Below are 21,744 nucleotides of genomic sequence, written 5' to 3'. Positions count from 1 at the left end.
CTAGCGCTCCCGGACCATCGTGCGCTGCACCGTGTCCAGGCCCGTGAGCGTCTTGACCCACGCCAATAACTCGCGGCTGTCGGCGGGCTTGAGCAGGACTGCATCGAACACCAGGTCTTGCGGATAGGCCTGTGGCCGGCGCGCCGGCACTGCCGAATAGAGCATCACCGGCAGAGGGCGGCAGCGCTCGCGGACCTGGCGCAGCAGTTCCCAGCCGTCCATGCCGGGCATCATCTGGTCACTGATCAACAGATCGACTGGCTGCTCCGCCAGGCAGGCCAACGCTTCTTCTCCATTGGCCGCGATGCTCACGTCGAAGCCGTAGCCGGCCAGCAGGTCATAGAGCCATTCGTTGTTCTGCTCGACATCGTCCACCAGCAAAACATGCTTGCCCTGGCCGTCAAACGGCGCGGCGTGATTATCGACGATGCCGATTTCGAGGTCGTGCTCGTGGGCGCACTTGAGTTGCAAGCGAAAGCTGAAGCGACTGCCGCCCTGCTCGGTGGCCTGTGGTTCCAGGCGGCTGCCCATGCGCTCCAGCAGTTGCGTGACGATCGACAAGCCGAGCCCGCTGCCTTCGTAGCGTTGCGCATTGCGCCCGCGCTGGAACGGTTGCAGCAGTTGCTCGAACTCTTGCGGATCGATGCCAATGCCGGTGTCGATCACGCTGAAACACAGCTCGACGGTGTCAGGGCCGGCGCCCGGACAACCGCCCACTTCAAAACGAATCTGGCCGTTACGGGTGAATTTCGCTGCGTTTGCCAAGAGGTTCATGAGGATCTGCCGAAGGCGTTTGAAATCGGCCTCGACCAGCGCCGGCAGATCGTCGGCCACATCGGATTCAAAGGTGTTGCCCTGCCGTGCGGCAAGGAAACCCGCTTCCTCGGCAATCTCCCTGAGAAAGCCGTACAGGTAGCCCGGTGCCAGGCTCAGTTGCATTTGCTCCAGCTCGCCTCGGGAGAACTCAAGCATCTCGTCGATCAACTCCAGTTGCTGTCGGGCATTGCGTTCGATGGTGGCCGGGTACTCGCGGTTTGGCCCGCCGTGCAGCAGGCGCGCATAGTCGATGATGCGCACCAGCGGCGAGCGCAGGTCGTGGCTGATGCGGGCCATCAAGGCACTGCGGGCCGCCAGGGATTCGCGCAACTGCGCCGTGCGCAGGGCTACGGTGCTTTCCAGGCGTTCGTGCTCGGCCTGGCGTTGTTGGTCGAGACTGGACAGCGCGTGCCTTTCCCGCTGGCGACTGCGATTGACTTCCATGATCAGCGTACACACCAACAAGGCCACGCCCGGCAGGGTCGACGACAAACTGTGTTTACTTTCCGGCGACTGCCAGGGCAACTGCTCCTGCGGGAAGAAATAGCGCATCAGCAATTGCCCCAGCAGCAGCCCCGGCACCAGCCACGCCATCCAGTCGTAGCGCAGCCGTTTGCGCCAGGCCATGAACAACGTGGCGAGCAGCACCGCATAAAAACTCAAGAGCGACAGCTGGATGAACTGCGCGCCCTGGACCGGATCGACCTTCAACCACCAGGCTCGGCCAAAGGCGCACCCCAACAGCGGCATCCAATAGCTCCAGCCAATGACTTTTGGCAACTGGGAAACCTGCAACAGCACGCGCATGTAGGCGAGGAACAGGATGAACGAGATCACGCTGGCGCCGGCCAGCAACTCGCGGGTCCAGCCGAGTGCCGAGGCCCAGTAGATCAGGTAGCCGTTCACCAGGCAGGTCAGCAGGATGTAACTGAGTACCGCGCCGGCATTCACTGTCAGCAATCGGGAGCGCAGGATCGCGCCGACAATCAGCCCGAACGGGACGACCAGCAGGACAATGCCCAGGGTCAGTCCATCGCTCAGGTACGTCTGCTGCTGACTGCGCAGCAATGCCGGCTCGGACCACAGCTGCGGCTCCAGCAACATCTGGAAGTGGCTGGTGACGCGGACGAACAACGTTGCGCCCTGTCCGGCCGCCAGCGAAACTGGAAACGCCGGCTGCCGCGCCGCCGGCTGGGGCCATTCGGCCAACGGATAGGCGGCACCGGCGTGGGCCTCCCGCCAACGTCCGTCGGCGTATTGAAAGACACGAATGTCTTCCAGGCGCGGCGCGCCGATCACCAGCAGGCGCGAACAGGCCACATCGCTGGAGTTGGTGAGTTGCAGTTTCAACCAGAAGGCCGAGCGGCTGTAGCTTTGCGCTGGCCACTGCGGAGTCGCGGCATGAAATCGCGCTTCGGGCAGTCGGGCGACGTCCTCCACGCTCAACCTCGCCTGGGCGTCCTCGACGATCTGCATCGCCGGCATCAGGTCCTGATAATCAGCCTGACAAAGGTCCACGGGCGCCGCGCGCAACAGGCCGGCGGCCAGCAGCGTCGTCACCAGTAATAGAACCTGCAGAAGCCGCATCAGGCGGACCCGGCCGACTCGGTATCAGCGATGCCCAGGGTCTGCTGGCGAAACTGGCTGGGCGTCATGCCGATTCGCTGCCGGAAGGCCGTGGTGAAGTTGCAGGCATTACGAAAGCCGATCAACTCGGCGACGTCCTGCACGCTCATGGCGCTTTCGGACAGCAGCTCCTGGCCGCGACGCAGCCGAGCATCCCGGATGTAGGCGAACACGGTCAGGCCCAGATGCTCGCGAAATATCCGGGAAAGGCGTTTCTCATGGGTGCCGACTTTTTGCGCCAGCGCGACAAGAGAAGGCATGTCGTCGAGGTGGTGTTCGATCAATCGCATCGCAGCCCGCAGCACGATCCCGTCGCCTTCCGGCTCCGGTGCCGCCGGGCTGTCCTGGCTCGCCGGCGGCGCGCGCCAGGTCAATTGCAGGTGGATCCTGATACGCGCCAGCACTTCCTCGGGGGCGCAGGACTTGGGAATGTAATCGACCCCGCCCACGGTCAACCCTTCCAGACGTTCGAAGGTGCTGTTGGCCGAAGACAGAAAAAGAATCGGCGTCTGCCGGGTCGACGGGGCCTCGCGCAGTAGCCGGCAGAGGCTGAAACCGTCCATGTGCGGCATGTGCACATCCAGTACGATCAGGTCCGGACGCAATGCCAGCGCCCGCTGATAACCCTGTTGGGCATCGCTGGCCAGGGAAATGCGCCAGGGTTGCGCCTTTAGCAGAACGACCGTTGCCCGGATGTCCTCGGGTTCATCGTCGATAAGCAGGATATGCGGCAGCGGCCCGGATGACACAGCCGCGTCCCCTGCCGCCCGCCTTTCGTATCGCCCGTCGTCCATACGCTGCGTTCTCTTATCGTGCTTTTGCCAAACCCCTGCCGAAAAAGCAAAAGTATCGCAAAGGCAATCGATGGATCGGTAAAAATCGTTATACCGATAGCGGCAGGTCAGGTGAAGACTTGAAGGCGTCGCGCATGGACGACAGCCCTTTCCTCAAGGCTCGACAAAAAAGGTCCTGCACGGAGCAAGACTTGTCTCTCGAAAGACAAGGGTTTATCCGGTAGCTCCTACTGGGTCATGCAGGCAGCATCGATCCGGTATCCAGATCAATAGTCAGTCATGACCACAGGCTTTTCTTTCCTCACGCCACGCGCACTCGGCTTCTCAAACCCACCCTGCTCTCGATACCACGCCACCGTGTCCGCGATGGTCACCTCCAATGCTCGAAAACTCAGGTCCAGCTCCTGCACGCTCTTGAGGTGGTTGAAGCAGGTGCGGTTCTCCTCTCGCCTCATGAGACGCAACGTGGCCATGCTCAATAAGATCGGTTTGCCAGTCACCCGCGCATAAAGCTCCTGCACCGCAGCCAAGGTGTACAACAAGGGGAACGGCAGCTGTCGATCGGGCGTCTTGACGCCCGCCACGCGTCCCAACAGCGGCACCAATTGACGCATCGTGATATGCCGACCCGCCGCAAGGTAGCGCTCGCCTCGCCGGCCTTGTCTGGCAGCGGCAATCATTGCCCAGGCGACATCCCGGGCATCGACCACGGAAAAGCTCCCCGGGATCAGGCCAGGCAACTTGCCGTTCACGACATCCTTGAGCAGTTGGCCCGACGAGGTCGGCCCGATGTCGCCGGGGCCCCACATCCAACCGGGCAGGACCATGCAGGCGTGCATGTCGGGATAGGTGTCCAGGAATGACAACACCACGCGGTCAGCCAGGATCTTGCTGCGGTAGTAATTATCGGCATCGGCGTCAGCACGCAGACAGGTCTCGTCGATGGACGAGCAGGGTTCGCCGTCAAGCACGGCGATGGATGAGGTGTGGACAAAGCGTCGTATGCCGGCGCGGTAAGCGTGGTGAAGCAGGTCCCGGGTGCCGTCGACGTTGATCTTTTCGAGTGCTTCCCAGTGGTTGCCACCCTTGTAGTTATCGCGAAAGAACGCCGCCGTGTGGAACACGGTGTCGCAGCCTTGTAACGAGGCGGCGAAGGCCGCGACATCGGCCATGTCTCCGACCACCCATTCCAGATCGGGAAACTCGCTGAACTGCTGTTCACCTTTGGCCCTGGAGCGCACCAGGGCTTTGACGGTGCAGCCACGGGCAACCAGTTCCCGTACCAGGTTGTTGCCCAGCAGGCCCGTGGCGCCGGTCACGAATACGTTGCGCATGGTTCAGCCCTCATCCTGTCCGTAGGACAGCAGCAACACTGCAGTGTCGAAGAACACCTCTTCATGGGTCGCCAGCCCATCCTTGAAGATGAAGTGCGCCGCAAAGTGCGTGGTGATCGGGCGACCATGGGGCGGAATCACGCGGTCTGCCAGCACCAGGGGAGCCGTAAAGGTGCCGGACAGGACAGCGACCAGCGCCAATCGATCATCGGCGACCATGAACGGAGTGAGAGTTACTTCGGCATCGGGCAGCGCTTCGAACAGCGCGAGTTCGCGTTTGCGCATGGCCTCGCGACCGATTTGCACCCCCATGCCGTCGAGGTAGATGAAATCTTCGCTCACTAAAGCGAGCATCGCCTCCACATCACGGCGATTGAAGGCTCTCGAGGCGCGTTCCGCATAGTCGTTGGGGCCGGTGGTCATACAATCCATTCCATTCATTTCGAAGGGCGTAGGTATACCGTCGGGCCCGCTTTTGAAAAACAGCGACTGCTGCATAATGGCTTTGCATATATGCAGATCAGGGAAGACGGGACGCATGGCATCGCAAGCAAATTGGGACGATCTTCGGCTGCTGTTGGCGGTGTCGCGACGTGGCAGCTTTCTTCAAGCGGGGCAGTTGTTGGGGATCGCGGCGTCTACGGTGTCCCGCCGGCTGACTCAGTTGGAGGCGGCCCTGGGTGAGCCGCTTGTCGAGCGGGGCGTCGAAGGTTGCTGGTTGACCTCGCGAGGCCAATCCCTGGTGGACGTTGCCCTGGCGGCAGAAGCGGGGTTGCGGCGACAGACCTTTGCGAGCCTGCCCGGGCGACAGGCAGAGCTCAGTGGCAGTGTGCTGGTCAGTGCCGGGGAAGGATTCTCGTCCTCAGTGCTGGAAGCCGCGAGCCGCTTCACAGCCCTGCATCCACGTTGCTCGGTGGAGCTGCAGTTGAGCGCCGAGTTCCACAAGATCGTCCGCGGCGTGGCTGACGTTGCGGTTCGCACCGCTCACTTGGGCGAGCCTTCGCTGATTTACAAATCCATAGGCCGGGTCGCCTACGGCGTCTTTGCGCAGGCCAGCTACGTCGAACGGTTACCTGGGTTGACACCTGCCACTGCGCCCCCAATCGGACTGCTTCCCCCTCTGGACATGTTGCCCCAAATGCGCGCCGCAAAAGCCGCCGGCCTGGCGCGCGCGCAGATCAGCGTGAATTCGTTCACCGCACAGCTCGAGGCGGTGCGGCGGGGACTGGGGGTAGGCGTTCTGCCCCGTATCCTGGCACGGGACCTGGTCGAGGTGTTTGCCCAGTTGCCTATTCCCGATCTGGAGGTCTACCTGGTGAGCCGGCCCCAGGCGTTGAAGCAGGCGCATATCAAATGTTTTTTCGGAATTCTGGAGCAGGTGTTGCTTGAGAGCGTATCCGAGGGAAATGACTGAGTGGAAAGGCTGGCGAGGTCCCGTGCTTTAGCCTGTCTCGTTTTTACTTACGACCTGCGCAAACGTTTTTTTCATCTAGGCTAAATGGTTCAAACCGGGACACAAGGACGCTTTCCATCATGGACTTGGACGACGACATCAATCCGTTTGGTCATCTGGCGGTAGATCCCGTCATGCCGCATTTAGGCAGGCTGTTTCGGGTTGTCCGAACGGCGGCTTATACCGTTCCGGCAGGTTTATTCAATGCTCCCCTGACCGCGCAGGTACTCACCCGGCTCCCTTCCCCCGGCAACTTTGATGAATTGATGGTCGAGAATGGGACTCCCAGGCACCTGGAGGGATTGGCCGCCTTGGCCGCTGTCAGGTACCGAGCCGTTCCCTGGCCTGTCAGGCGAGGCGACGATGCCACTGTCGACTTTTATGACGGCAACGGCGAGCCGTTCGATGTAAAGACCCCTGCACCTGGACATAACATTCAAGCCGCCGCAGATTCCGTCGCACATGAGCTCGAGGGGGGTGGACAAGCCGGTGTAAATGACGTCTACGTACCCAGAGTAGTCATGGACACCACGTTTCTCTCTAACGGCGAGCATGCTGCACTTTGGGGATACCTCGCGCCTTACGTTAACGAACGTCGCCTGATCGAGGTGTGTCTGCCCTATACCTTGCCGAGGCTGGCGGGAGGCACGTGGCACTGGTTGCCGTGACTGGCAATGAACTGAATGGGGACCGTCGAACTCACCGTCTCGCCCCCCAGCTCAGATCACACTTGCAACATCCCGCGAAACCCTCTCGCCGCGTAATACGACTGAACCCCGTTGTGGTAGATGAACACCCGCCCATAACGGCAGTCCCCGAATATAGCCCCACCCAGCGCACGTACCTCGGGGGGCGTCGCCAGCCAACTGGACGTTTTCAAATCAAACGCCTCCAGCGCCTGGAGTTCGCGGTACTGCTCTTCGGTCAATAGCGCCACCCCCATCTCGGCGGCCATGTCCAATGCGCTGCCCTGGGGCTTGTTTTCCTTGCGAGCATCCAGGGCAGCACGGTCATAGCAGAGGCTTCGGCGGCCGGCGGGGCTTTCCCTGGCGCAGTCGCAGAACGTGACGCGCCCGGTTTTCCTGTCGTGGCCGATCACGTCGGGCTCGCCTCCGCTGGCCTCCATGGCCTGGAGGGTTTTCAGGCCGGTGGGGTTGCCTTCGAGCCGGGCCAGGACGTCGGACCATTTGAGGTCCGGGTGGCGATGGGGGTTCTGTTCGAAGCGGGACTTCAGGGTTTGAAGCAGGGCGGTTTGTTCTTGTTTTTTCATGGGTGGGGTCCATTGGTTTGGAGTTCCGCTGATCGTTCCCAAGACCTGACATATACCGCAAAGGTCCTTCCGTTGCCGGTCGCGCCAGCCCTCACCAGAATAGCCCGCCTGGATAAACTGCAAGGATTGCAATGCGCTTGATAAGAAGTGCGGATAAGGGCGTCGAGCAGACCGAGCCCCCGCATATTGCCGCTCGAAAGGTGAACGATGCACTGATGCGCGGTCGGCATACCATCGACGGGTTGGATAACTTTGGAACCCCGTCCCGAGTCGCCAGCGACAGCGAGATTGTCGAGGCTGTCAGCAATGGAGAGTTGCTGTTGGTCAAGCCACGCTCTTCCGATTCCGGGGGCGGCTGGATGCCTCGCGCATCGCCAGCACCTGAACCGGTTCAAATTGCCTTGGATCATTGGCCGCCAAACAAGATTCGCGATGACCAGGTATTCGCCAAATCCTGCGTTGCGACGAACTGGTGCCGCACCAGCGCCGGTACGACCAGGGAACCCGCTTCGAACTTTGGCCGGGTGATGGTTGCCGGCGCCATGCTCTTTCCATCCGCCAGCACTGCCATTGCCTCAGCATTAGGTGCGGATCTGGCATTGGGCCGCATCGCCGGCGGCGGCATCCTGCAACAGCGCCTTAACTGGATGATACGTGGCGCGGGTGGACCGGCCAGTGTGTTCATTCTCGGCATGCTTCCTGCCAAATTGGCTGACGGCACGCTTTACAGCGACGATCAATTACGTCGCATAGATCACGCGTCCACGCGGGTGCGCTTTCAATTTCGCAGCGACCCGGAAGGTGCGTTGCAGGTTTATGGCATCCATAGCCGCGCAGCGGGCGACGATTCGGTGCGCACGGTGCAAGTGGCGTGGAACGCCGACAAAACCGCAATGGAGGCCAAGCTCAATGGCCTCACCATTCTATGGACACCTCAACATGGACCGCTTGGGTCGATCCCACCGCTGATTTTCCCCGAAAACATCGGCGAACGACTGGGTACGATCCTCGTGCATCCGATTCCGGAAGATGTCGACAGCCAGATTGATGGGCTGCCGGGAGAGGATATTACTGCAGACGACTGTATTCTGGTTTTTCCTGCGGATACGGGATTGAAGTCGCTTTATGTGGTGTTTTCGAAGCCGGTACCAGGTGACCATAAATATTATCCTCCCCCAAAAAGCCTGGTTGCGTTTCCCGATGCCAGGATTACGCCTCGCAAAACGCCCTTAAAAGGTGGAGGAGGCCTACGAAAACGATGGAAAACAAAGAACGGAACTATCTTCGAATGGGACAGCCAGCACGGGACAGTTGAAAAGTACAACAAGCGTGGCAAGCACCTGGGGGAATTCAACTCAGAAACAGGTGAACAAACCAAAGATGCTGACGATACCCGGGAGGTAGAACCTTGAAATACATCATCGAAGCTTTCGAAATAGAATCTGAGTGCTTGGCATTTGAAGTGGAATTGCCTGAGGGCTGCGACTCGCAGCTGGCACAAATCATGGGATGGTCGGAAGCACAGCGCGGTGACGAGGGTTATGACCTTAGTGCCAGCCAGGCTTCGGCTCTTGAAGTGTTAGCCGACAGGCAGTTTTATGATGGTGATCACCTCTTCCAGCTCACCTGCAATATTGACTGACACAGGTGACTTCCCAATCCAAATGCAGGGATGTTTATCGATGCTTGCCCCGCGCAATTCCGCCGATAATCCTCATGGCCTATTCTGACCTCATCTTGTTTTTACTGGCCCGCCACCATGATCCACTGCAAACGAGCCTACGACGCGCCCGCCCAGGATGACGGCAAACGCATCCTGGTCGACCGCCTGTGGCCGCGCAATTGCCGCAGGGACGAGTTGTCCATCGACGAGTGGCTGCCCGACGTCGCGCCTTCCCACGCATTGCGCAAAGCCTTCAAGACAGGCGACCTTTCTTTCGCGCAATTCAGGACGGCCTACCGCCAGGAACTGACCGCACAACCGCAACATTGGTGGAAGCTGGTGGACTTCGCCCGCAACGGCAACCTGACGCTGGTGTACGCCGCCAGGTCCACGGTTGAAAACAACGCCGCGGTGCTGGCCGAATGGCTAGAGGATGAGTTGGAAAAACGGGGCGACATGAGTTCGCCCGCTTGTTATCTGCCAGAGTTTCCGGGGCACTAGTGGCAGGTCCCTACGGGAACACAGCAGCAAGGCCCTGGGCAATCAGCCCAGGAGGTACTTGGAGATCAGTCTGGAGATTTCAACGATGCCCGTCTTGCCCGTGAATTCGAATTTCACTTTGCCCAGGGACGAGAAGTAGATTTCCAGTTCGGAATCCAGGTCGAACGTGCCGGAGGTTTCGATCGAGTAGGCAACGATGTTTTTATAAGGCAGAGATGTGAAGTCTTTCTTGCTGCCGGTAATGCCCTGCACGTTCACCGCGATGATGCGTTTATTGGTGAAGACCACGCCGTCGCGCATGGATTTGTAGGCATCGATGACCTGCTCACCGTCCAGCAGCAGCGCCGTGACACGCTCGGCGTATTCGTCGTTTTGCTTGAGCTTGAAGAAGCCTTTGTTGTTGAAGTCGATCATGGGTCGGTCCTTGTCGAGTTGAAAGCATTCCAGGCTTGCCGGGCCCGAGCTACCGGATTCTGCGTGAGCGGACAGGGATATCACAAGGACATTGGTTTCTTCTCCTAGACTTGCCCTTGTCTCGTCTTCCGATGAGTTCGTACTGTCCATAAAAACGCAGAGGGAACCTCGCAATGCTCAAAGCTTTTTGGAAAGTATTTGTCTGTAGCCTGGCTGTCGGTACGTTGGGCACGGCGCTGGCGGCCGAGCCGATCGTGATCAGGTTTTCCCACGTCGTGGCCGAACAGACGCCGAAGGGCCAGGGCGCGTTGATGTTCAAGAAGTTGGTGGAGGAGCGCCTGCCGGGCAAGGTGAAAGTCGAGGTGTACCCCAACTCCACGCTGTATAACGATGACAAGGAGATGGAAGCCCTGCTGTTGGGGGAGGTGCAAATGATTGCGCGCTCGCTCGCCAAGTTCGAGCAATACACCAAAACCGTGCAGCTGTTCGATCTGCCGTTCCTGTTTGACGACATGGCCGCAGTGGAGCGTTTTCAACTGAGTCCCGAGGGCCAGAAACTGCTCAAGTCCATGGAGAGCAAGAACATCACCGGACTGGCTTATTGGCACAACGGCATGAAGCAATTGTCGGCCAACAAGCCTCTGCGCAAGCCTGAAGATGCCCGTGGCCTGGTGTTTCGGATACAGAACTCCGAAGTGCTCGCCGAACAATTCAAGGCCGTGGACGCGAAGGCCCAACCGATGATTTTTTCGGTGGTCTATCAGGCCCTGCGCGCGGGCGTGGTAAACGGTACGGAAAACCCCTATTCGAACTTCTACAACCAGAAACTGCATGAAGTGCAGAAGTACGTCACCGAAACCAACCACGGCGCACTCGATTACATGTGGATCACCACCTCCGACTTCTGGAACGGCCTGCCGTCGGACATCCGCACCGAACTGGACAAGATCGTGGCAGAAGTCACCACCTACACGAACGGTGAAGCCGAACGCCTGAACCAGCAGGACAAACAGCGCGTGCTCGACGCCAAGACCACCGAGATCATTACCCTCACCCCAGAAGAGCGCAATGCCTGGCGCGAAAAGATGAAACCGGTGTGGGCCAAATTCGAAAAGGAAATCGGGCCGGATCTGCTTAAAGCGGCGCAGGCGGCCAACCAGGCCCAATGACCCTTGCGGGAGCAAGGCTTGTGAAAGCAAGGCCTGTGGGAGCAAGGCTTGCCCGCGATGAAGCCAACTCGGTCTTGGCAGCACCCCCAGCAATCGCGAGCAAGCTTTGCTCCCACAGTAAAACTCGCCTCCATCCCTGCGCCAGAGCCCATTGCGTTATGATCCCCGCCTCCACCTGAACCCGAGCTTTACCCACGCATGCCGTTCACCACTGACATCCCTCCTGTCCTGCCCCCCGTCCTGGTCGGTCCGCTGCTGCGACGGCTGGAGCCCAGGCGGTTGGTGATGTGGCTGGTGGGGACACGCTCGCTGGCGTTGACGCTACGGCTGGACGGCATGGGCGATCTGGCGTTGGATGCCTCGCGTTGCACGGTGGTACCGGTGGGTCAGCAGGCCTTCGTGCATCTGATCGATGTACGCCTCGACAGTCCCTTGCCCGAGGATGTGGTCATCGACTATGACCTGCTGGTGGAAGGCGCGCCCATCGCCGAATGGGCACCGCACCTGTTGTATGGCGCAGCACAACGCCCGAACTTCGTATTGCATTCGCGCATTGGGCAGTTGGTCCACGGCTCATGCCGCAAACCTCACCATCGGGCCAACGACGGCTTGCTCTGTGTCGACCGACTGCTGGCCGAGGCCCCGGCGCAACGGCCGGCCTTGTTGATGATGAGTGGCGACCAGGTCTATGCCGATGACGTCGCAGGACCGATGTTGCGGGCAATTCACGCGCTGATCGAACGGTTGGGACTGTTCGAGGAACGCCTGGACGGTGCCGTGGTGGAAGACAGTGCACGGCTCTACCGCCACCCTGCCAGCTATTACCACCGCGCCGATCTGCTGCCGGCGCTGGAAAGCAACGAGACCCTGCGCGAACGGTTTTTCGGAGGGGCCCGCAAGCCGATCTTCACCAGCAGCAGCGCCGACAATCATCTGGTGACCTTCGCCGAAGTCATGGCGATGTACCTGTTAGTCTGGTCCCCGGTGCCATGGACGCTGATCGATCCGCAGCCGCCCGAACTGACTGCCGAACGCCGCCAGCGCTACGAGCAGGAACGCCTGCGCATCGACGATTTCAAGGCTGGGCTGGGTGGCGTGGCCCGGGTGTTCGCGCATCTGTCGTGCCTGATGATTTTCGACGACCACGACATCACCGATGACTGGAACCTGTCCGCGCAGTGGGAGGAAACGGCCTACGGCCATCCCTTCTCCAAGCGCATCATCGGCAACGCATTGATCGCCTACATGCTCTGCCAGGGCTGGGGCAATAACCCGGACGCGTTCGAGGCGACGATCCGGCAAACCGTGGCCTTGAGCGACACGGCGCGGGACCGCTATCTCGACAGCGAGCCCCAGGACAAACTGATCGACGGGCTGCTGGGCTTCCAACAATGGCATTACGTGCTGCCCAGTACCCCCGCCCTGGTGGTACTCGACACCCGCACCCGTCGCTGGCGCAGCGAGCGTAACCTCAGGCATCCCTCTGGCCTGCTGGACTGGGAAGCCCTGAGCGAGCTGCAACAGGACTTGCTGGATCATCCATCGGCGATCATCGTTTCACCGGCGCCGATCTTCGGGGTGAAGCTGATCGAAACCGTGCAGCGGGTCTTCAGTTGGTGCGGTTACCCATTGCTGGTGGATGCTGAAAACTGGATGGCGCATCGCGGCGCGGCCCAGGTGATCCTGAACATTTTCCGACACTCCCGTACACCGGGGAGTTACGTGGTGCTGTCAGGAGATGTGCATTATTCCTTCGTCTATGAGGTGTTCATCCGACACCGCAAGGGCGGCCCGCGCATCTGGCAGATCACCAGCAGCGGCATCAAGAATGAATTCCCGCCGACCCTGCTGGAGTGGTTCGACCGTCTGAACCGCTGGCTCTACGCGCCCCGCTCGCCCCTGAACTGGTTCACCCAGCGCCGACGCATGCGCATCATTCCTCATACCCCGGAACATGCCGAGACCGGGGAGCGATTGTGGAACTCGGCGGGCATCGGCCAGGTGTTCTTCAATGAACAGGGGCAGCCGGCTCAAATCTACCAGCACAATGCCGACGGCAAACCGCCTACGCGCATGTTGCCGCCGAAATCCCCTCCGGCCCGAGAATGGGAATGAGCCGCCTGGGATGATGAAGGCATGAAAAAAACGGGGGCCATGTTTCCATGGCCCCCGTTTCATTTGCCGTCAGCAATCATGGGTATTGCTGGTAAGTTTGCCCCTGCTGCTGTGGAGCTTGGTATTGCTGGCCTGGAATCGCCTTGAGGTTGACCTCGACACGACGGTTCTGCGCACGGCCGTTGACGTCGGCATTGCTGGCAACCGGGTTGTCCGGGCCGGCGCCACGCGCACTCAGGTTCGCACTGCTCACGCCTTGGGAGGTGAGGTAGGTCGCCACGCTTTGCGCACGACGCTGGGACAGGTCCATGTTGTGCTGGCGGCTACCGGTACTGTCGGTGTAGCCCACGATTTCGATCTGGTTCTGGTTGAACTCCTTGAGGGAGTTGGCCAGGTTGTTCAGCGGCTGATAGAAGCTGGGCGCGATGTTGGCCGAGTCGGTGGCGAAGGTGATGTTGCCCGGCATGATCAGTTTGATCTGGTCACCCTGGCGCTGCACTTCCACGCCCGTGTTGGCCATACTGGCTCGCAGTTTCTTTTCCTGCTGGTCGGCGTAGTACCCGTAACCGGCAGCGGAAGCGCCCACGACCGCGGCGCCGATCAATGCACCTTTGCCACGGTTATTGTGATCGATGGCCGCACCGGCCAACGCGCCCGCCAGGGCCCCCAGGCCGCCGTACTTGGCAGTTCTGCTCATCCCTGAAGAATCGGTAGAAGCCTGACCCTGGTTATCATAAGGGTTAGGCGACGCGCAGCCGGACAACAGGGCCACAGCGGTAGCGACAACAATCAAGCGACGCGGGGTGAACATGGGAAAAAGCTCCTGGTTTTTCGGTCTGATGTGCCAGGGCACGGGCAATCGACTCTGGCTGGCGTTGGAACGCGGCAAAGGTTGAAAATTCCGTGCAATGGCGAAGGTTTACCAAGAACTTACAAATCGAAACGGCCCCCCTTCAAGCCTTGATCACGCGACGACGATGGCAATCGCCCGCCTCGAGTTTCCTGCCATCAAGCGAACGAACCTCGAGCAACGCCACCGGCTCGTCCCGCTCATTGTCCAGCAGCACCGAGTGCGTTTCCCCGGCCTTGAACAAATGTCGCTCACCCCACTGGCGCAGGGAAACCACGATGGGGAATACCTCGCGCCCCTTTTGCGTCAGTACATATTCCTTGTAGGCGCTGCCATCGGAGGCAGGCCTCGTCTCCAGCACCCCCACCTCCACCAGCGCCTTGAGGCGCGAAGCGAGGATGTTCTTCGCCAGCCCGAGGTTCTTCTGGAATTCACTGAACCTGCGCACGTCGTCGAATGCGTCGCGAACGATCAGCAGCGACCAGCGATCCCCAATGACCTCCACCGCCCTGGCCACCGGGCATTCATGGCTGCCTGACCCTGTCTGCTGCGTCATCTGAATCACTCTCGCCGGAAAACTGGTTGCAGATTAAAACCGAAACAGTTAGAAATCAAATGAGTGGTTTCAAATCAAAACCTGAATCTGCCAAGGAAGCACCATGACTTCACATGATTCCACCCTCCCCCAGTCGGACCGGACAACCGCTCCCGGGCTCACCCGGGGGATGACGCTGCTGTTCTCCCTGGCCTGCGGCCTGGCCGTGGCGAATGTCTACTTCGTCCAACCGTTGCTCGACTCCATTACCCAGGACCTGCGGATCGCCCCTGGCTTGGCCGGCACCGTGGTGACCGCTACCCAGGCCGGCTACGCCGTGGGCCTGGTGTTCATCGTTGCCTTGGGAGACCGGGTCAATCGCAAGCACCTGATGGTCTGCCAGACGCTGCTATCGGCCGTGGCACTCGCTGTCGCCGGGTGCGCCAGGCAATGGCCGGTGCTGTTGGGGGCGATGGTCATGGTGGGGATGCTGGCGGTGCTGGTGCAGGTCATTGTCGCCTCTGTCGCCGCCCTTGCCTCGCCGCAACAGCGCGGCCGCGCCGTGGGGTCGGTCACCAGCGGCGTGGTGGTGGGCATTCTGCTGGCCCGTTTGGTGTCGGGGGGGATTGCCGACCTGGCGGGATGGCGCATGGCGTATTTCGTTTCGGCGGGACTGATGCTGATCCTGTGCGTCGTGCTCGCCAGGACGGTCCCGGCGATCAGCACACCCAGGCCCGACATGTCCTATGCGAGGTTGATCGGCTCGTTGTTCGCACTGTTCGTCACGGAGCGCACCCTGCGGACCCGGGGCCTGCTTGCCTTGTTGATCTTCGCCGCATTCAGTGTGTTATGGACCGCGATGGTGTTGCCTCTCAGCGCTGCGCCGCTGTCATTGTCCCATACCCAGATCGGCCTGTTCGGCCTGGCCGGCGTGGCCGGTGCCCTGGCCGCCTCGAAAGCCGGACGCTGGGCCGACCGGGGACTGAGCCGACGCACCACGGGCATTGCCCTGGCCTTGCTGACGCTGTCGTGGCTGCCCACGGCCTTCCTCCAGGTATCATGGCTGGCATTGATTGCCGGGGTGATCATGCTGGATTTCGCCGTTCAGGCCGTGCACGTGACCAACCAGAGCCTCATCTTCGCCGCCCGCCCCGATGCGCAGAGTCGCCTGGTGGGCGCGTACATGTGCTTCTACTCCCTCGGCAGCGCAGTGGGCGCCAGCGCCGCGACCCAGGTCTATGCCCAGTGGGGCTGGGGCGCGGTCTGCCTGTTGGGCGCGCTGATCAGTGCGACGGCCCTCGCCTGGTGGGCCTGGACCGACCTCATGCCTGCGCGAGCACCCGGCTCACGCCCCTGACGATCATTTCCACTTCCCGCTCGTCGACCGTCAACGGCGGCAGCAGGCGGATGACCTTGCCACGGGTGACGTTGATCAGCAGGCCATGGTCCTGCGCTGCGCGCAACGCCAGGTCGCGGACCGGCTGCTTGAGTTCGATGCCGATCATCAGGCCCTGGCCGCGAATCGCCAGCACGTTCGGGTTATCCGCCAGTTCCGCCCGCAGCCGGCTCAGTAACCGTTCGCCCTGGCACCTGGCGTTATCCACGAGGTCTTGCTCTTCGATGATGTCCAACACCGTGCAGCCAACCCGACAGGCCAGCGGATTACCACCGAACGTACTGCCATGGCTGCCGGGCGTAAACAACTCGGCCGCCTTGCCCCGGGCCAGGCAGGCACCGATGGGCACGCCATTGCCCAGGCCTTTGGCGAGGGTCATGACATCCGGCACGATGCCCTCATGCTGGAACGCGAACCACTGGCCGGTACGGCCGATGCCGGTCTGGATTTCATCGAGCATCAGCAACCAGGCCCGGCGGCTGCACAACTGCCGCAAGGCCTTGAGATAGCCCGGCGGTGCGAGTTGCACACCGCTTTCGCCCTGGATCGGCTCCACCAGCACCGCGACGATGCGTTCGCCGTGGACTTGCTGGATGGTTTCCAAAGCCTGGAGATCACCGAACGGTACCTTGATGAAATCTCCCGGCAACCGATTAAAACCCAGCCGCACCGCCGGACCGTCACTGGCAGACAAGGTGCCCAGGGTGCGCCCGTGAAACGCATTCTCCATGACCACCACCAGCGGCTGCTCGATGCCTTTGTGCCAGCCATACAGACGTGCCAGCTTCAACGCTGTTTCGTTGGCCTCGGCGCCCGAGTTGTTGAAAAACACCCGTTCCAGCTCGCAGAGCTGCGTGAGTTTATGCGCCAGCCGTTGCTGCCAGTCGATGCTGTACAGGTTGGACGTGTGCAGTAACAGGCCGGCCTGTTCGCTGATCGCGGCGACCAGTCTGGGATGGGAATGGCCCACGTTGGTCACCGCCACGCCGGCCACCGCGTCGAGGTATTCACGACCGTTCTGATCCCACAGACGCGTCCCCAGCCCGTGGGTGAAATTCAGTGCCAGGGGTTGATACGTGGTCATCAGGCAGGCGGCAGTCATGACGTCAGGCTCCATCGGGTGGTTTTTTCCAGTATCGTTAGCCACCTGAATTGGATAAACAGCACTTTACTTCAATCATTTAAAAGCCAGGCTTGATAATGGATCTGTTCCAGGCAATGGGCGTTTACGTCAAAGTGGTGGAAACCGGTAGCCTGACGGCAGCAGCCCAGGCGTGTGAAATGTCCACCACCATGGTAGGCAATCACCTTCGCGCATTGGAGCAACGCCTGGGCGTGCGGCTGCTCAATCGTACGACCCGTCGTCAGCGTCTGACGGAATTCGGCTCGACCTACTATCAACGCTGCCTCGAAGTACTGGGGCTGGTGGCCGACTCCGAACGCCTGGCGGAGCAGACCCAAGGCGAACCCACTGGCACCTTGCGCATCACCGCACCGCTGACCTTCGGCACCGAGCGTCTCGCGCCGGCATTGGCCGAATTCAGTCAACGTTATCCACAGGTCAAGCTCGACGTGGTTCTGACCAACCAACGCCTGGACCTGCTCGACCATGGCTTCGACGCCGCCATCCGCCTCGGCCTGCCCGACCCGAAACTGATCGCCCGTCCGTTGGTGGACTACACCTTGACCATCTGTGCCTCCAGGGCTTACCTGGCCCGGCGAGGCACACCGGAACAACCGGCCGACCTGCAACATCACGATTGCCTGTCGTTCGCCTATTCCGCCGGAGACGAATGGCGATTCGCCCAGGACCATTGGCCCATCAACGGCCCCGAGGGTGAAATCAAGATACCGGTGAACGGGCCGATGCTGATCAACAGTTCCTCGGGCCTGCATCGCGCCGCCCTGGCCGGCATGGGCGTGGTGATGCTGCCTGATGCATTGGTGGAACAAGACCTCAAGGAGGGGAATCTGGTGGCGCTGTTACAGGATTACCAACTGCCCCACCGGCCGATGAACCTTATCTATGCCCAGGATCGCTATCGGTTGCCGAAGCTGCGCAGTTTCGTGGAATTTACGTTGGGGCAATGGGGGAAATTTCCTGACGAAACGCCGATGTAGCCTGCAGAAGCTACTTTGAGCAAAGTAGCCTCTGCAGGCTACATCGGAAAAGTTTGCAGCTTTGAGGCACGTGCAGCGGTCGTAAGGGTAACGCTTGCAACCGGGCCATCGAACTTGTCGACTTCACTCCCCTCTCCCTCAGCTTTTTACCTGGGCTGCGCTGGCTGGTCACTGCCCCGAGAGCAGTGGCCAGCTTTCCCCAACGAAGGCACGCACCTGCAGCGCTACAGCGCCCGCTTCCCGGCCGTGGAGATCAACAGTTCGTTCTACCGTCCGCACCGCCCCGCCACCTATGCAAAGTGGGCCGACAGCGTTCCTCCGGGTTTTCGGTTTTCGGTCAAGGTGCCCAAGCAGATCACTCACGAACGGCGGTTGCGCGATTGCGAGGGGCTGGTGGATGAATTTCTCGGACAGTGTTCGCAGTTGGGTGAAAAACTGGGCTGCCTGTTGATTCAGTTACCGCCGTCGCTGGCCTTCGAGGCCACCGCGGAGGGGGCATTTTTCAAAGCCTTGCGCGATCGTTATCAAGGCCATGCCGTGCTTGAGCCCCGGCATCCGAGCTGGCTTGCGGAGCACGTCACGGCACTGCTGCAAGACGAGCACATCGGTCGCGTCGCCGCCGACCCATCGCCCTTACCCGGCTGCGGTCAACCTGCGGGATGGCGTGGGGTTCGTTACTACCGACTGCACGGCTCACCGCGAATTTATCATTCGTCCTATGAAGACATCTGGTTGGGACAGCTTGCCGGCCAATTGAACAGCGAGCCCGATACGCCGACCTGGTGCATTTTCGACAACACGGCCAGCGGTGCCGCGATACCCGATGCGCTGCGATTGGAGACGCTGATGGGCAGCTCAATACTGGCCCCGACAATAAAAGACGACCTGCCGCCGGTTCAACCGTGACAATGCCGCCCGCCTCCAATAGATTAGGCGACCGAAAAAAAGCGCCATACCTTTCTCGCCTCATCCCGCTAACAGAAGTAGTGAAATTTCAATGTCCGATTCCAACACCGCTGAATCCGTAGTCACCCTGTCGTCCAAAGCGGAATACGAAAACTCCATCAATCTTTCACAGCATCTGCCCCAGGCCAAAAGCATCAGTGAGATGGTGCTCGACGCCTTCCAGTCAAACCGCGAAAGCGATCAGATCCGCGAACTGCGCAGCGCCATCCGTCAGGCTCACGATGCGTTCGACGATGACAAAGCCTACGAGCTCATGGGCCAGCTCAAGCAACTCAAGGATGCCGAAGCCGCCGATTTCGCGGCCCTGGAAGACCTGAGCAGCCGCTTCCCCATCAGCCGCATCCTGTCGAGCTACAAGGACGATCCGGCGTTTCAGGAACTGGTTTATGGCCTGGCCCTGAAAGTACTGAACCAGACACACCAGGCCATCAGCAATCCGAGCGGCAGCAAGGGCAAAGCCTCGCGCGCCAAGAAAGAAGCGGAAGTATTTGTCATCAGCAAAGACGGCATCAGCGTCACCCTGCCCCTGCGCACACCACGCTCCAAGCCGAACGTCGACCGCGAAGCCTTCGAATTCCTGGGTTTCAATTTCGTGGGCGAAGGCGACGACGCCGAGCTGGAAAGCGAAACCTTCCTGGACAACGAAGGCACCGAACACCAGGCGACCCGCAAAAGCATCGTCACCGCCCTGCAACAGCAAAAGGCATTCGACGGCTACAGCATCGCCCAGCAGTAAAGCGCCCCCCGCTTTCCTGTGGGAGCGGGTTTGCTCGCTCCCACAACAGCCCAGAAAAACGTCCAAGAAAAAGCCCCGCCCTTCTCACGAAGGCGGGGCTTTTTGTGCAGCGTCTGAAGCTTAAGGCGCGTAAGTCAGCAGCAGCTCACTCGGCACTTTGAAGTCCAGGGACATCATGACGCTCAAGGCAGTGATGGTGAAGATCGAGAACACGAACAGCTTGCGTGCCCAGACCGTGTCATCCACCGCCTTGTAGCCGGTCCAGGCCATGTACAGCCAGTACATGCCCATGGCAGCGGCGACAGCGAGATAGCTCATGCCAGCGTAGCCGCTGAAGGTCAGCATCAGGGTCGCCACCAGGAAGGCCAGGATGTAGAGCAAGATGTGCTTCTTGGCCACGCGAATGCCGCGCTTGACCGGCAGCACCGGAATCGACGCTGCCAGGTAGTCATTGAAGCGGAAGATCGCGATGGCGTAGGAATGCGGCATCTGCCACAGGCTGAACATCACCAGCAGCGTCAGCGCGGCCATGTCGAAGCTGTTGCTGACCGCCACATAGCCAATCACGGGGGGCATCGCCCCCGACAGGCTGCCCACCAGCGTGCCGTGAACCGACTTGCGCTTGAGGTACAGGCTGTAGAGGCCAACGTAGATGACGAACCCGATGACCGCAAACAGCGCCGCCAACGGGTTCGCCACCCGATACAACAACGCCACGCCCGCGACTCCCAGCACTGTGGCGAACGCCAGGGCCAGTTGCACCGGGATCAGCCCCTGGACCAGCGCACGGTTTTTAGTGCGCTCCATCTTGATGTCGATGTCGCGGTCGATGCAGTTGTTGAACACGCAACCGGACGCTACCACCAGGGACGTGCCGATCATCGCCGCCAGGAAAATGGCCAGATCGACATGCCCTTTCGAGGCCAGGAAAAACCCGCCTGCCACAGAAAGCACGTTACCGAAAATGATCCCCGGCTTGGTGATTTGGATAAAGTGCTTTAAGGACATCCGGACTTTCCTCAGTGCGCCATCATGTTGGTGTGGATGCTGAACATGATCCACAACGACAGGCCGACCAGCAGGACGATCACCAGCGCAGCGAAGACAAACGCAATCACGTTGTTACGCTGTGCGGCGGAGCGATCCAGGTGCAGGAAGTACACCAGGTGCACCAGGACCTGGACCACGGCGAAGATCAGGATGATCCACAGGGTCAGGCTCTTGGGCAGCGACGGGTACATCACCAGGCCAAACGGAATGACAGTCAGGATCACCGACAGGATGAAACCGATGGCGTAGGACTTGACGCTGCCGTGGCCGGCGTCGTGGCCATCATGGGAATGAGCGTTAGCCATTTACAGGGTCCCCATCAGATAAACAACGGTGAATACGCAGATCCACACCACATCCAGGAAGTGCCAGAACAGGCTCAGGCAGCTCAGACGGGTCTTGTTGGTGGCGGTCAGGCCATTTTTATGGACCTGGTACATCATGATCGCCATCCAGATCAGGCCGCTGGTCACGTGCAGACCGTGGGTACCGACCAGGGTGAAGAACCCGGACAGGAAACCGCTGCGGCTAGGGCCGTAGCCTTCGGCGATCAGGATATGGAACTCGTTGATCTCCATGGCGATAAAGCCGGCACCCAGCAGGAAGGTCATGGCCAACCAGCCCAGTACCTGGGTTTTCTTGCCCTTGAACAACGCCAGCATGGCGAAGCCGTAGGTGATCGAGCTGAACAGCAGCAGCGCGGTTTCACCCAGTACGTACGGCAGTTCGAAGATGTCGTGGCCCGACGGGCCACCGGCGACGTTGTTAACCAGCACCGCGTATACCGCGAAGATCGACGCAAACAGAATGCAGTCGGTCATCAGGTAGAGCCAGAAACCGAATACGGTCATCTCGCCCGAGTCGTGGTGATGGTCATCGTGCCCATGGTCATGACCATGGGCGTGTCCAACATTGGTCACTAAGTTCGACATGGT

At 60.4% G+C, this 21,744-nt stretch carries 23 protein-coding genes; 11 read left to right on the top strand and 12 right to left on the bottom strand.

What is annotated here, in order from left to right; translation table 11 throughout:
- The 4 genes from AD666_RS13400 to AD666_RS13385 all read right to left on the bottom strand — a co-directional run bounded on the left by AD666_RS13400 (window position 1) and on the right by AD666_RS13385 (window position 4,993).
- Complete coding sequence (locus tag AD666_RS13400; protein WP_053152466.1) at window positions 1–2,403, bottom strand: hybrid sensor histidine kinase/response regulator; 2,403 nt, start codon at window positions 2,401–2,403, stop codon at window positions 1–3.
- Entirely contained in the window at window positions 2,403–3,191 is a 789-nt protein-coding gene (locus tag AD666_RS13395) for a helix-turn-helix domain-containing protein (protein ID WP_053153235.1), read from the bottom strand. The genes AD666_RS13400 and AD666_RS13395 overlap by 1 nt, the downstream gene beginning before the upstream one ends.
- 311 nt (window positions 3,192–3,502) lie before the next feature.
- Window positions 3,503–4,570, bottom strand: a complete 1,068-nt coding sequence (locus AD666_RS13390; RefSeq protein WP_053152463.1) for an SDR family oxidoreductase — start codon at window positions 4,568–4,570, stop codon at window positions 3,503–3,505.
- Between the two features lie 3 nt (window positions 4,571–4,573).
- Window positions 4,574–4,993, bottom strand: a complete 420-nt coding sequence (locus AD666_RS13385; RefSeq protein ID WP_053152461.1) for an ester cyclase — start codon at window positions 4,991–4,993, stop codon at window positions 4,574–4,576.
- Window positions 4,994–5,108: 115 nt separating this feature from the next.
- Between AD666_RS13385 and AD666_RS13380 the strand changes: the two genes are divergently transcribed.
- A complete protein-coding gene (locus AD666_RS13380) occupies window positions 5,109–5,984 on the top strand; it encodes a LysR family transcriptional regulator (RefSeq protein ID WP_053152459.1) in 876 nt (291 codons plus the stop codon).
- 119 nt (window positions 5,985–6,103) lie between these two features.
- Window positions 6,104–6,691, top strand: a complete 588-nt coding sequence (locus AD666_RS13375) for a hypothetical protein (RefSeq protein WP_053152456.1) — start codon at window positions 6,104–6,106, stop codon at window positions 6,689–6,691.
- A 56-nt stretch (window positions 6,692–6,747) separates the two neighbouring features.
- Here AD666_RS13375 and AD666_RS13370 read toward each other — a convergent pair whose 3' ends face one another.
- A complete protein-coding gene (locus tag AD666_RS13370) occupies window positions 6,748–7,293 on the bottom strand; it encodes a DUF4256 domain-containing protein (RefSeq protein ID WP_053152454.1) in 546 nt (181 codons plus the stop codon).
- A gap of 131 nt (window positions 7,294–7,424) precedes the next feature.
- Between AD666_RS13370 and AD666_RS13365 the strand changes: the two genes are divergently transcribed.
- From AD666_RS13365 to AD666_RS13355, 3 genes are all read left to right on the top strand, one after another.
- Window positions 7,425–8,705, top strand: a complete 1,281-nt coding sequence (locus AD666_RS13365; RefSeq protein WP_082339770.1) for a colicin E3/pyocin S6 family cytotoxin — start codon at window positions 7,425–7,427, stop codon at window positions 8,703–8,705.
- On the top strand, window positions 8,702–8,935 hold the full coding sequence (locus tag AD666_RS13360; protein WP_053152452.1) for a hypothetical protein: 234 nt from the start codon (window positions 8,702–8,704) through the stop codon (window positions 8,933–8,935). Before AD666_RS13365 ends, AD666_RS13360 begins: the two co-directional genes overlap by 4 nt.
- A gap of 117 nt (window positions 8,936–9,052) precedes the next feature.
- Window positions 9,053–9,457: a DUF488 domain-containing protein gene (locus AD666_RS13355; RefSeq protein WP_053152450.1), complete on the top strand. Its 405-nt coding sequence runs from the start codon at window positions 9,053–9,055 to the stop codon at window positions 9,455–9,457.
- A gap of 42 nt (window positions 9,458–9,499) precedes the next feature.
- On the opposite strand, the gene AD666_RS13350 is transcribed toward AD666_RS13355, so the two are convergent.
- The gene (locus AD666_RS13350) at window positions 9,500–9,871 is read right to left on the bottom strand and encodes a PH domain-containing protein (RefSeq protein ID WP_053152448.1); all 372 of its coding nucleotides are present in this window, start codon (window positions 9,869–9,871) and stop codon (window positions 9,500–9,502) included.
- Between the two features lie 173 nt (window positions 9,872–10,044).
- Here AD666_RS13350 and AD666_RS13345 point away from each other — a divergent pair, with 173 nt between their 5' ends.
- Window positions 10,045–11,040, top strand: coding sequence for a TRAP transporter substrate-binding protein (locus AD666_RS13345; RefSeq protein WP_053152446.1), 996 nt, complete (start codon window positions 10,045–10,047; stop codon window positions 11,038–11,040).
- A 198-nt stretch (window positions 11,041–11,238) separates the two neighbouring features.
- Window positions 11,239–13,155: an isoleucyl-tRNA synthetase gene (locus tag AD666_RS13340; protein ID WP_053152443.1), complete on the top strand. Its 1,917-nt coding sequence runs from the start codon at window positions 11,239–11,241 to the stop codon at window positions 13,153–13,155.
- Between the two features lie 76 nt (window positions 13,156–13,231).
- Here the strand turns inward: AD666_RS13340 and AD666_RS13335 are convergent, their stop codons facing one another.
- Both AD666_RS13335 and AD666_RS13330 read right to left on the bottom strand, forming a co-directional pair.
- Complete coding sequence (locus AD666_RS13335) at window positions 13,232–13,966, bottom strand: OmpA family protein (protein WP_053152440.1); 735 nt, start codon at window positions 13,964–13,966, stop codon at window positions 13,232–13,234.
- 142 nt (window positions 13,967–14,108) lie between these two features.
- Entirely contained in the window at window positions 14,109–14,561 is a 453-nt protein-coding gene (locus tag AD666_RS13330) for a helix-turn-helix domain-containing protein (RefSeq protein WP_053152438.1), read from the bottom strand.
- A gap of 103 nt (window positions 14,562–14,664) precedes the next feature.
- On the opposite strand from AD666_RS13330, the gene AD666_RS13325 reads away from it, so the two are divergent.
- Complete coding sequence (locus tag AD666_RS13325; protein ID WP_053152436.1) at window positions 14,665–15,897, top strand: MFS transporter; 1,233 nt, start codon at window positions 14,665–14,667, stop codon at window positions 15,895–15,897.
- Here the strand turns inward: AD666_RS13325 and AD666_RS13320 are convergent.
- Window positions 15,863–17,038 (bottom strand): aspartate aminotransferase family protein, encoded by a 1,176-nt coding sequence (locus AD666_RS13320; protein WP_053152434.1) that lies wholly within the window; start codon window positions 17,036–17,038, stop codon window positions 15,863–15,865. The genes AD666_RS13325 and AD666_RS13320 overlap by 35 nt on opposite strands.
- Window positions 17,039–17,136: 98 nt before the next feature.
- Between AD666_RS13320 and AD666_RS13315 the strand changes: the two genes are divergently transcribed.
- The 3 genes from AD666_RS13315 (at window position 17,137) to AD666_RS13305 (ending at window position 19,759) form a co-directional block, all read left to right on the top strand.
- Window positions 17,137–18,057: a LysR family transcriptional regulator gene (locus AD666_RS13315; RefSeq protein ID WP_053152432.1), complete on the top strand. Its 921-nt coding sequence runs from the start codon at window positions 17,137–17,139 to the stop codon at window positions 18,055–18,057.
- Between the two features lie 114 nt (window positions 18,058–18,171).
- On the top strand, window positions 18,172–18,963 hold the full coding sequence (locus AD666_RS13310) for a DUF72 domain-containing protein (protein WP_053152430.1): 792 nt from the start codon (window positions 18,172–18,174) through the stop codon (window positions 18,961–18,963).
- 91 nt (window positions 18,964–19,054) lie between these two features.
- Window positions 19,055–19,759, top strand: coding sequence for a hypothetical protein (locus tag AD666_RS13305; protein WP_053152427.1), 705 nt, complete (start codon window positions 19,055–19,057; stop codon window positions 19,757–19,759).
- A gap of 120 nt (window positions 19,760–19,879) precedes the next feature.
- Here AD666_RS13305 and cyoE read toward each other — a convergent pair whose 3' ends face one another.
- Genes cyoE through AD666_RS13290 form a run of 3 tightly spaced genes read right to left on the bottom strand, consistent with a single transcriptional unit; the run spans window position 19,880 to window position 21,741 of the window.
- Window positions 19,880–20,767 (bottom strand): heme o synthase, encoded by an 888-nt coding sequence (cyoE, locus tag AD666_RS13300; protein WP_025211928.1) that lies wholly within the window; start codon window positions 20,765–20,767, stop codon window positions 19,880–19,882.
- Window positions 20,768–20,778: 11 nt separating this feature from the next.
- Entirely contained in the window at window positions 20,779–21,114 is a 336-nt protein-coding gene (gene cyoD / locus AD666_RS13295) for a cytochrome o ubiquinol oxidase subunit IV (protein ID WP_039591596.1), read from the bottom strand.
- A complete protein-coding gene (locus tag AD666_RS13290) occupies window positions 21,115–21,741 on the bottom strand; it encodes a cytochrome o ubiquinol oxidase subunit III (RefSeq protein WP_047228598.1) in 627 nt (208 codons plus the stop codon).
- Window positions 21,742–21,744 lie beyond the last annotated feature (3 nt).

The organism is Pseudomonas sp. Pf153 (assembly GCF_001269775.1).
Taxonomy (GTDB): domain Bacteria; phylum Pseudomonadota; class Gammaproteobacteria; order Pseudomonadales; family Pseudomonadaceae; genus Aquipseudomonas; species Aquipseudomonas uvaldensis.
This window is presented reverse-complemented; position numbering and strand designations above follow the sequence as displayed.

Coding starts and splice junctions, on each gene's coding strand:
- AD666_RS13400 (WP_053152466.1), bottom strand. CDS start 2,403: ATGCGGCTTCTGCAGGTTCTATTACTGGTGACGACGCTGCTGGCCGCC.
- AD666_RS13390 (WP_053152463.1), bottom strand. CDS start 4,570: ATGCGCAACGTATTCGTGACCGGCGCCACGGGCCTGCTGGGCAACAAC.
- AD666_RS13385 (WP_053152461.1), bottom strand. CDS start 4,993: ATGACCACCGGCCCCAACGACTATGCGGAACGCGCCTCGAGAGCCTTC.
- AD666_RS13380 (WP_053152459.1), top strand. CDS start 5,109: ATGGCATCGCAAGCAAATTGGGACGATCTTCGGCTGCTGTTGGCGGTG.
- AD666_RS13375 (WP_053152456.1), top strand. CDS start 6,104: ATGGACTTGGACGACGACATCAATCCGTTTGGTCATCTGGCGGTAGAT.
- AD666_RS13370 (WP_053152454.1), bottom strand. CDS start 7,293: ATGAAAAAACAAGAACAAACCGCCCTGCTTCAAACCCTGAAGTCCCGC.
- AD666_RS13365 (WP_082339770.1), top strand. CDS start 7,425: ATGCGCTTGATAAGAAGTGCGGATAAGGGCGTCGAGCAGACCGAGCCC.
- AD666_RS13355 (WP_053152450.1), top strand. CDS start 9,053: ATGATCCACTGCAAACGAGCCTACGACGCGCCCGCCCAGGATGACGGC.
- AD666_RS13350 (WP_053152448.1), bottom strand. CDS start 9,871: ATGATCGACTTCAACAACAAAGGCTTCTTCAAGCTCAAGCAAAACGAC.
- AD666_RS13345 (WP_053152446.1), top strand. CDS start 10,045: ATGCTCAAAGCTTTTTGGAAAGTATTTGTCTGTAGCCTGGCTGTCGGT.
- AD666_RS13340 (WP_053152443.1), top strand. CDS start 11,239: ATGCCGTTCACCACTGACATCCCTCCTGTCCTGCCCCCCGTCCTGGTC.
- AD666_RS13335 (WP_053152440.1), bottom strand. CDS start 13,966: ATGTTCACCCCGCGTCGCTTGATTGTTGTCGCTACCGCTGTGGCCCTG.
- AD666_RS13330 (WP_053152438.1), bottom strand. CDS start 14,561: ATGACGCAGCAGACAGGGTCAGGCAGCCATGAATGCCCGGTGGCCAGG.
- AD666_RS13325 (WP_053152436.1), top strand. CDS start 14,665: ATGACTTCACATGATTCCACCCTCCCCCAGTCGGACCGGACAACCGCT.
- AD666_RS13320 (WP_053152434.1), bottom strand. CDS start 17,038: ATGACTGCCGCCTGCCTGATGACCACGTATCAACCCCTGGCACTGAAT.
- AD666_RS13315 (WP_053152432.1), top strand. CDS start 17,137: ATGGATCTGTTCCAGGCAATGGGCGTTTACGTCAAAGTGGTGGAAACC.
- AD666_RS13305 (WP_053152427.1), top strand. CDS start 19,055: ATGTCCGATTCCAACACCGCTGAATCCGTAGTCACCCTGTCGTCCAAA.
- cyoE (WP_025211928.1), bottom strand. CDS start 20,767: ATGTCCTTAAAGCACTTTATCCAAATCACCAAGCCGGGGATCATTTTC.
- cyoD (WP_039591596.1), bottom strand. CDS start 21,114: ATGGCTAACGCTCATTCCCATGATGGCCACGACGCCGGCCACGGCAGC.
- AD666_RS13290 (WP_047228598.1), bottom strand. CDS start 21,741: ATGTCGAACTTAGTGACCAATGTTGGACACGCCCATGGTCATGACCAT.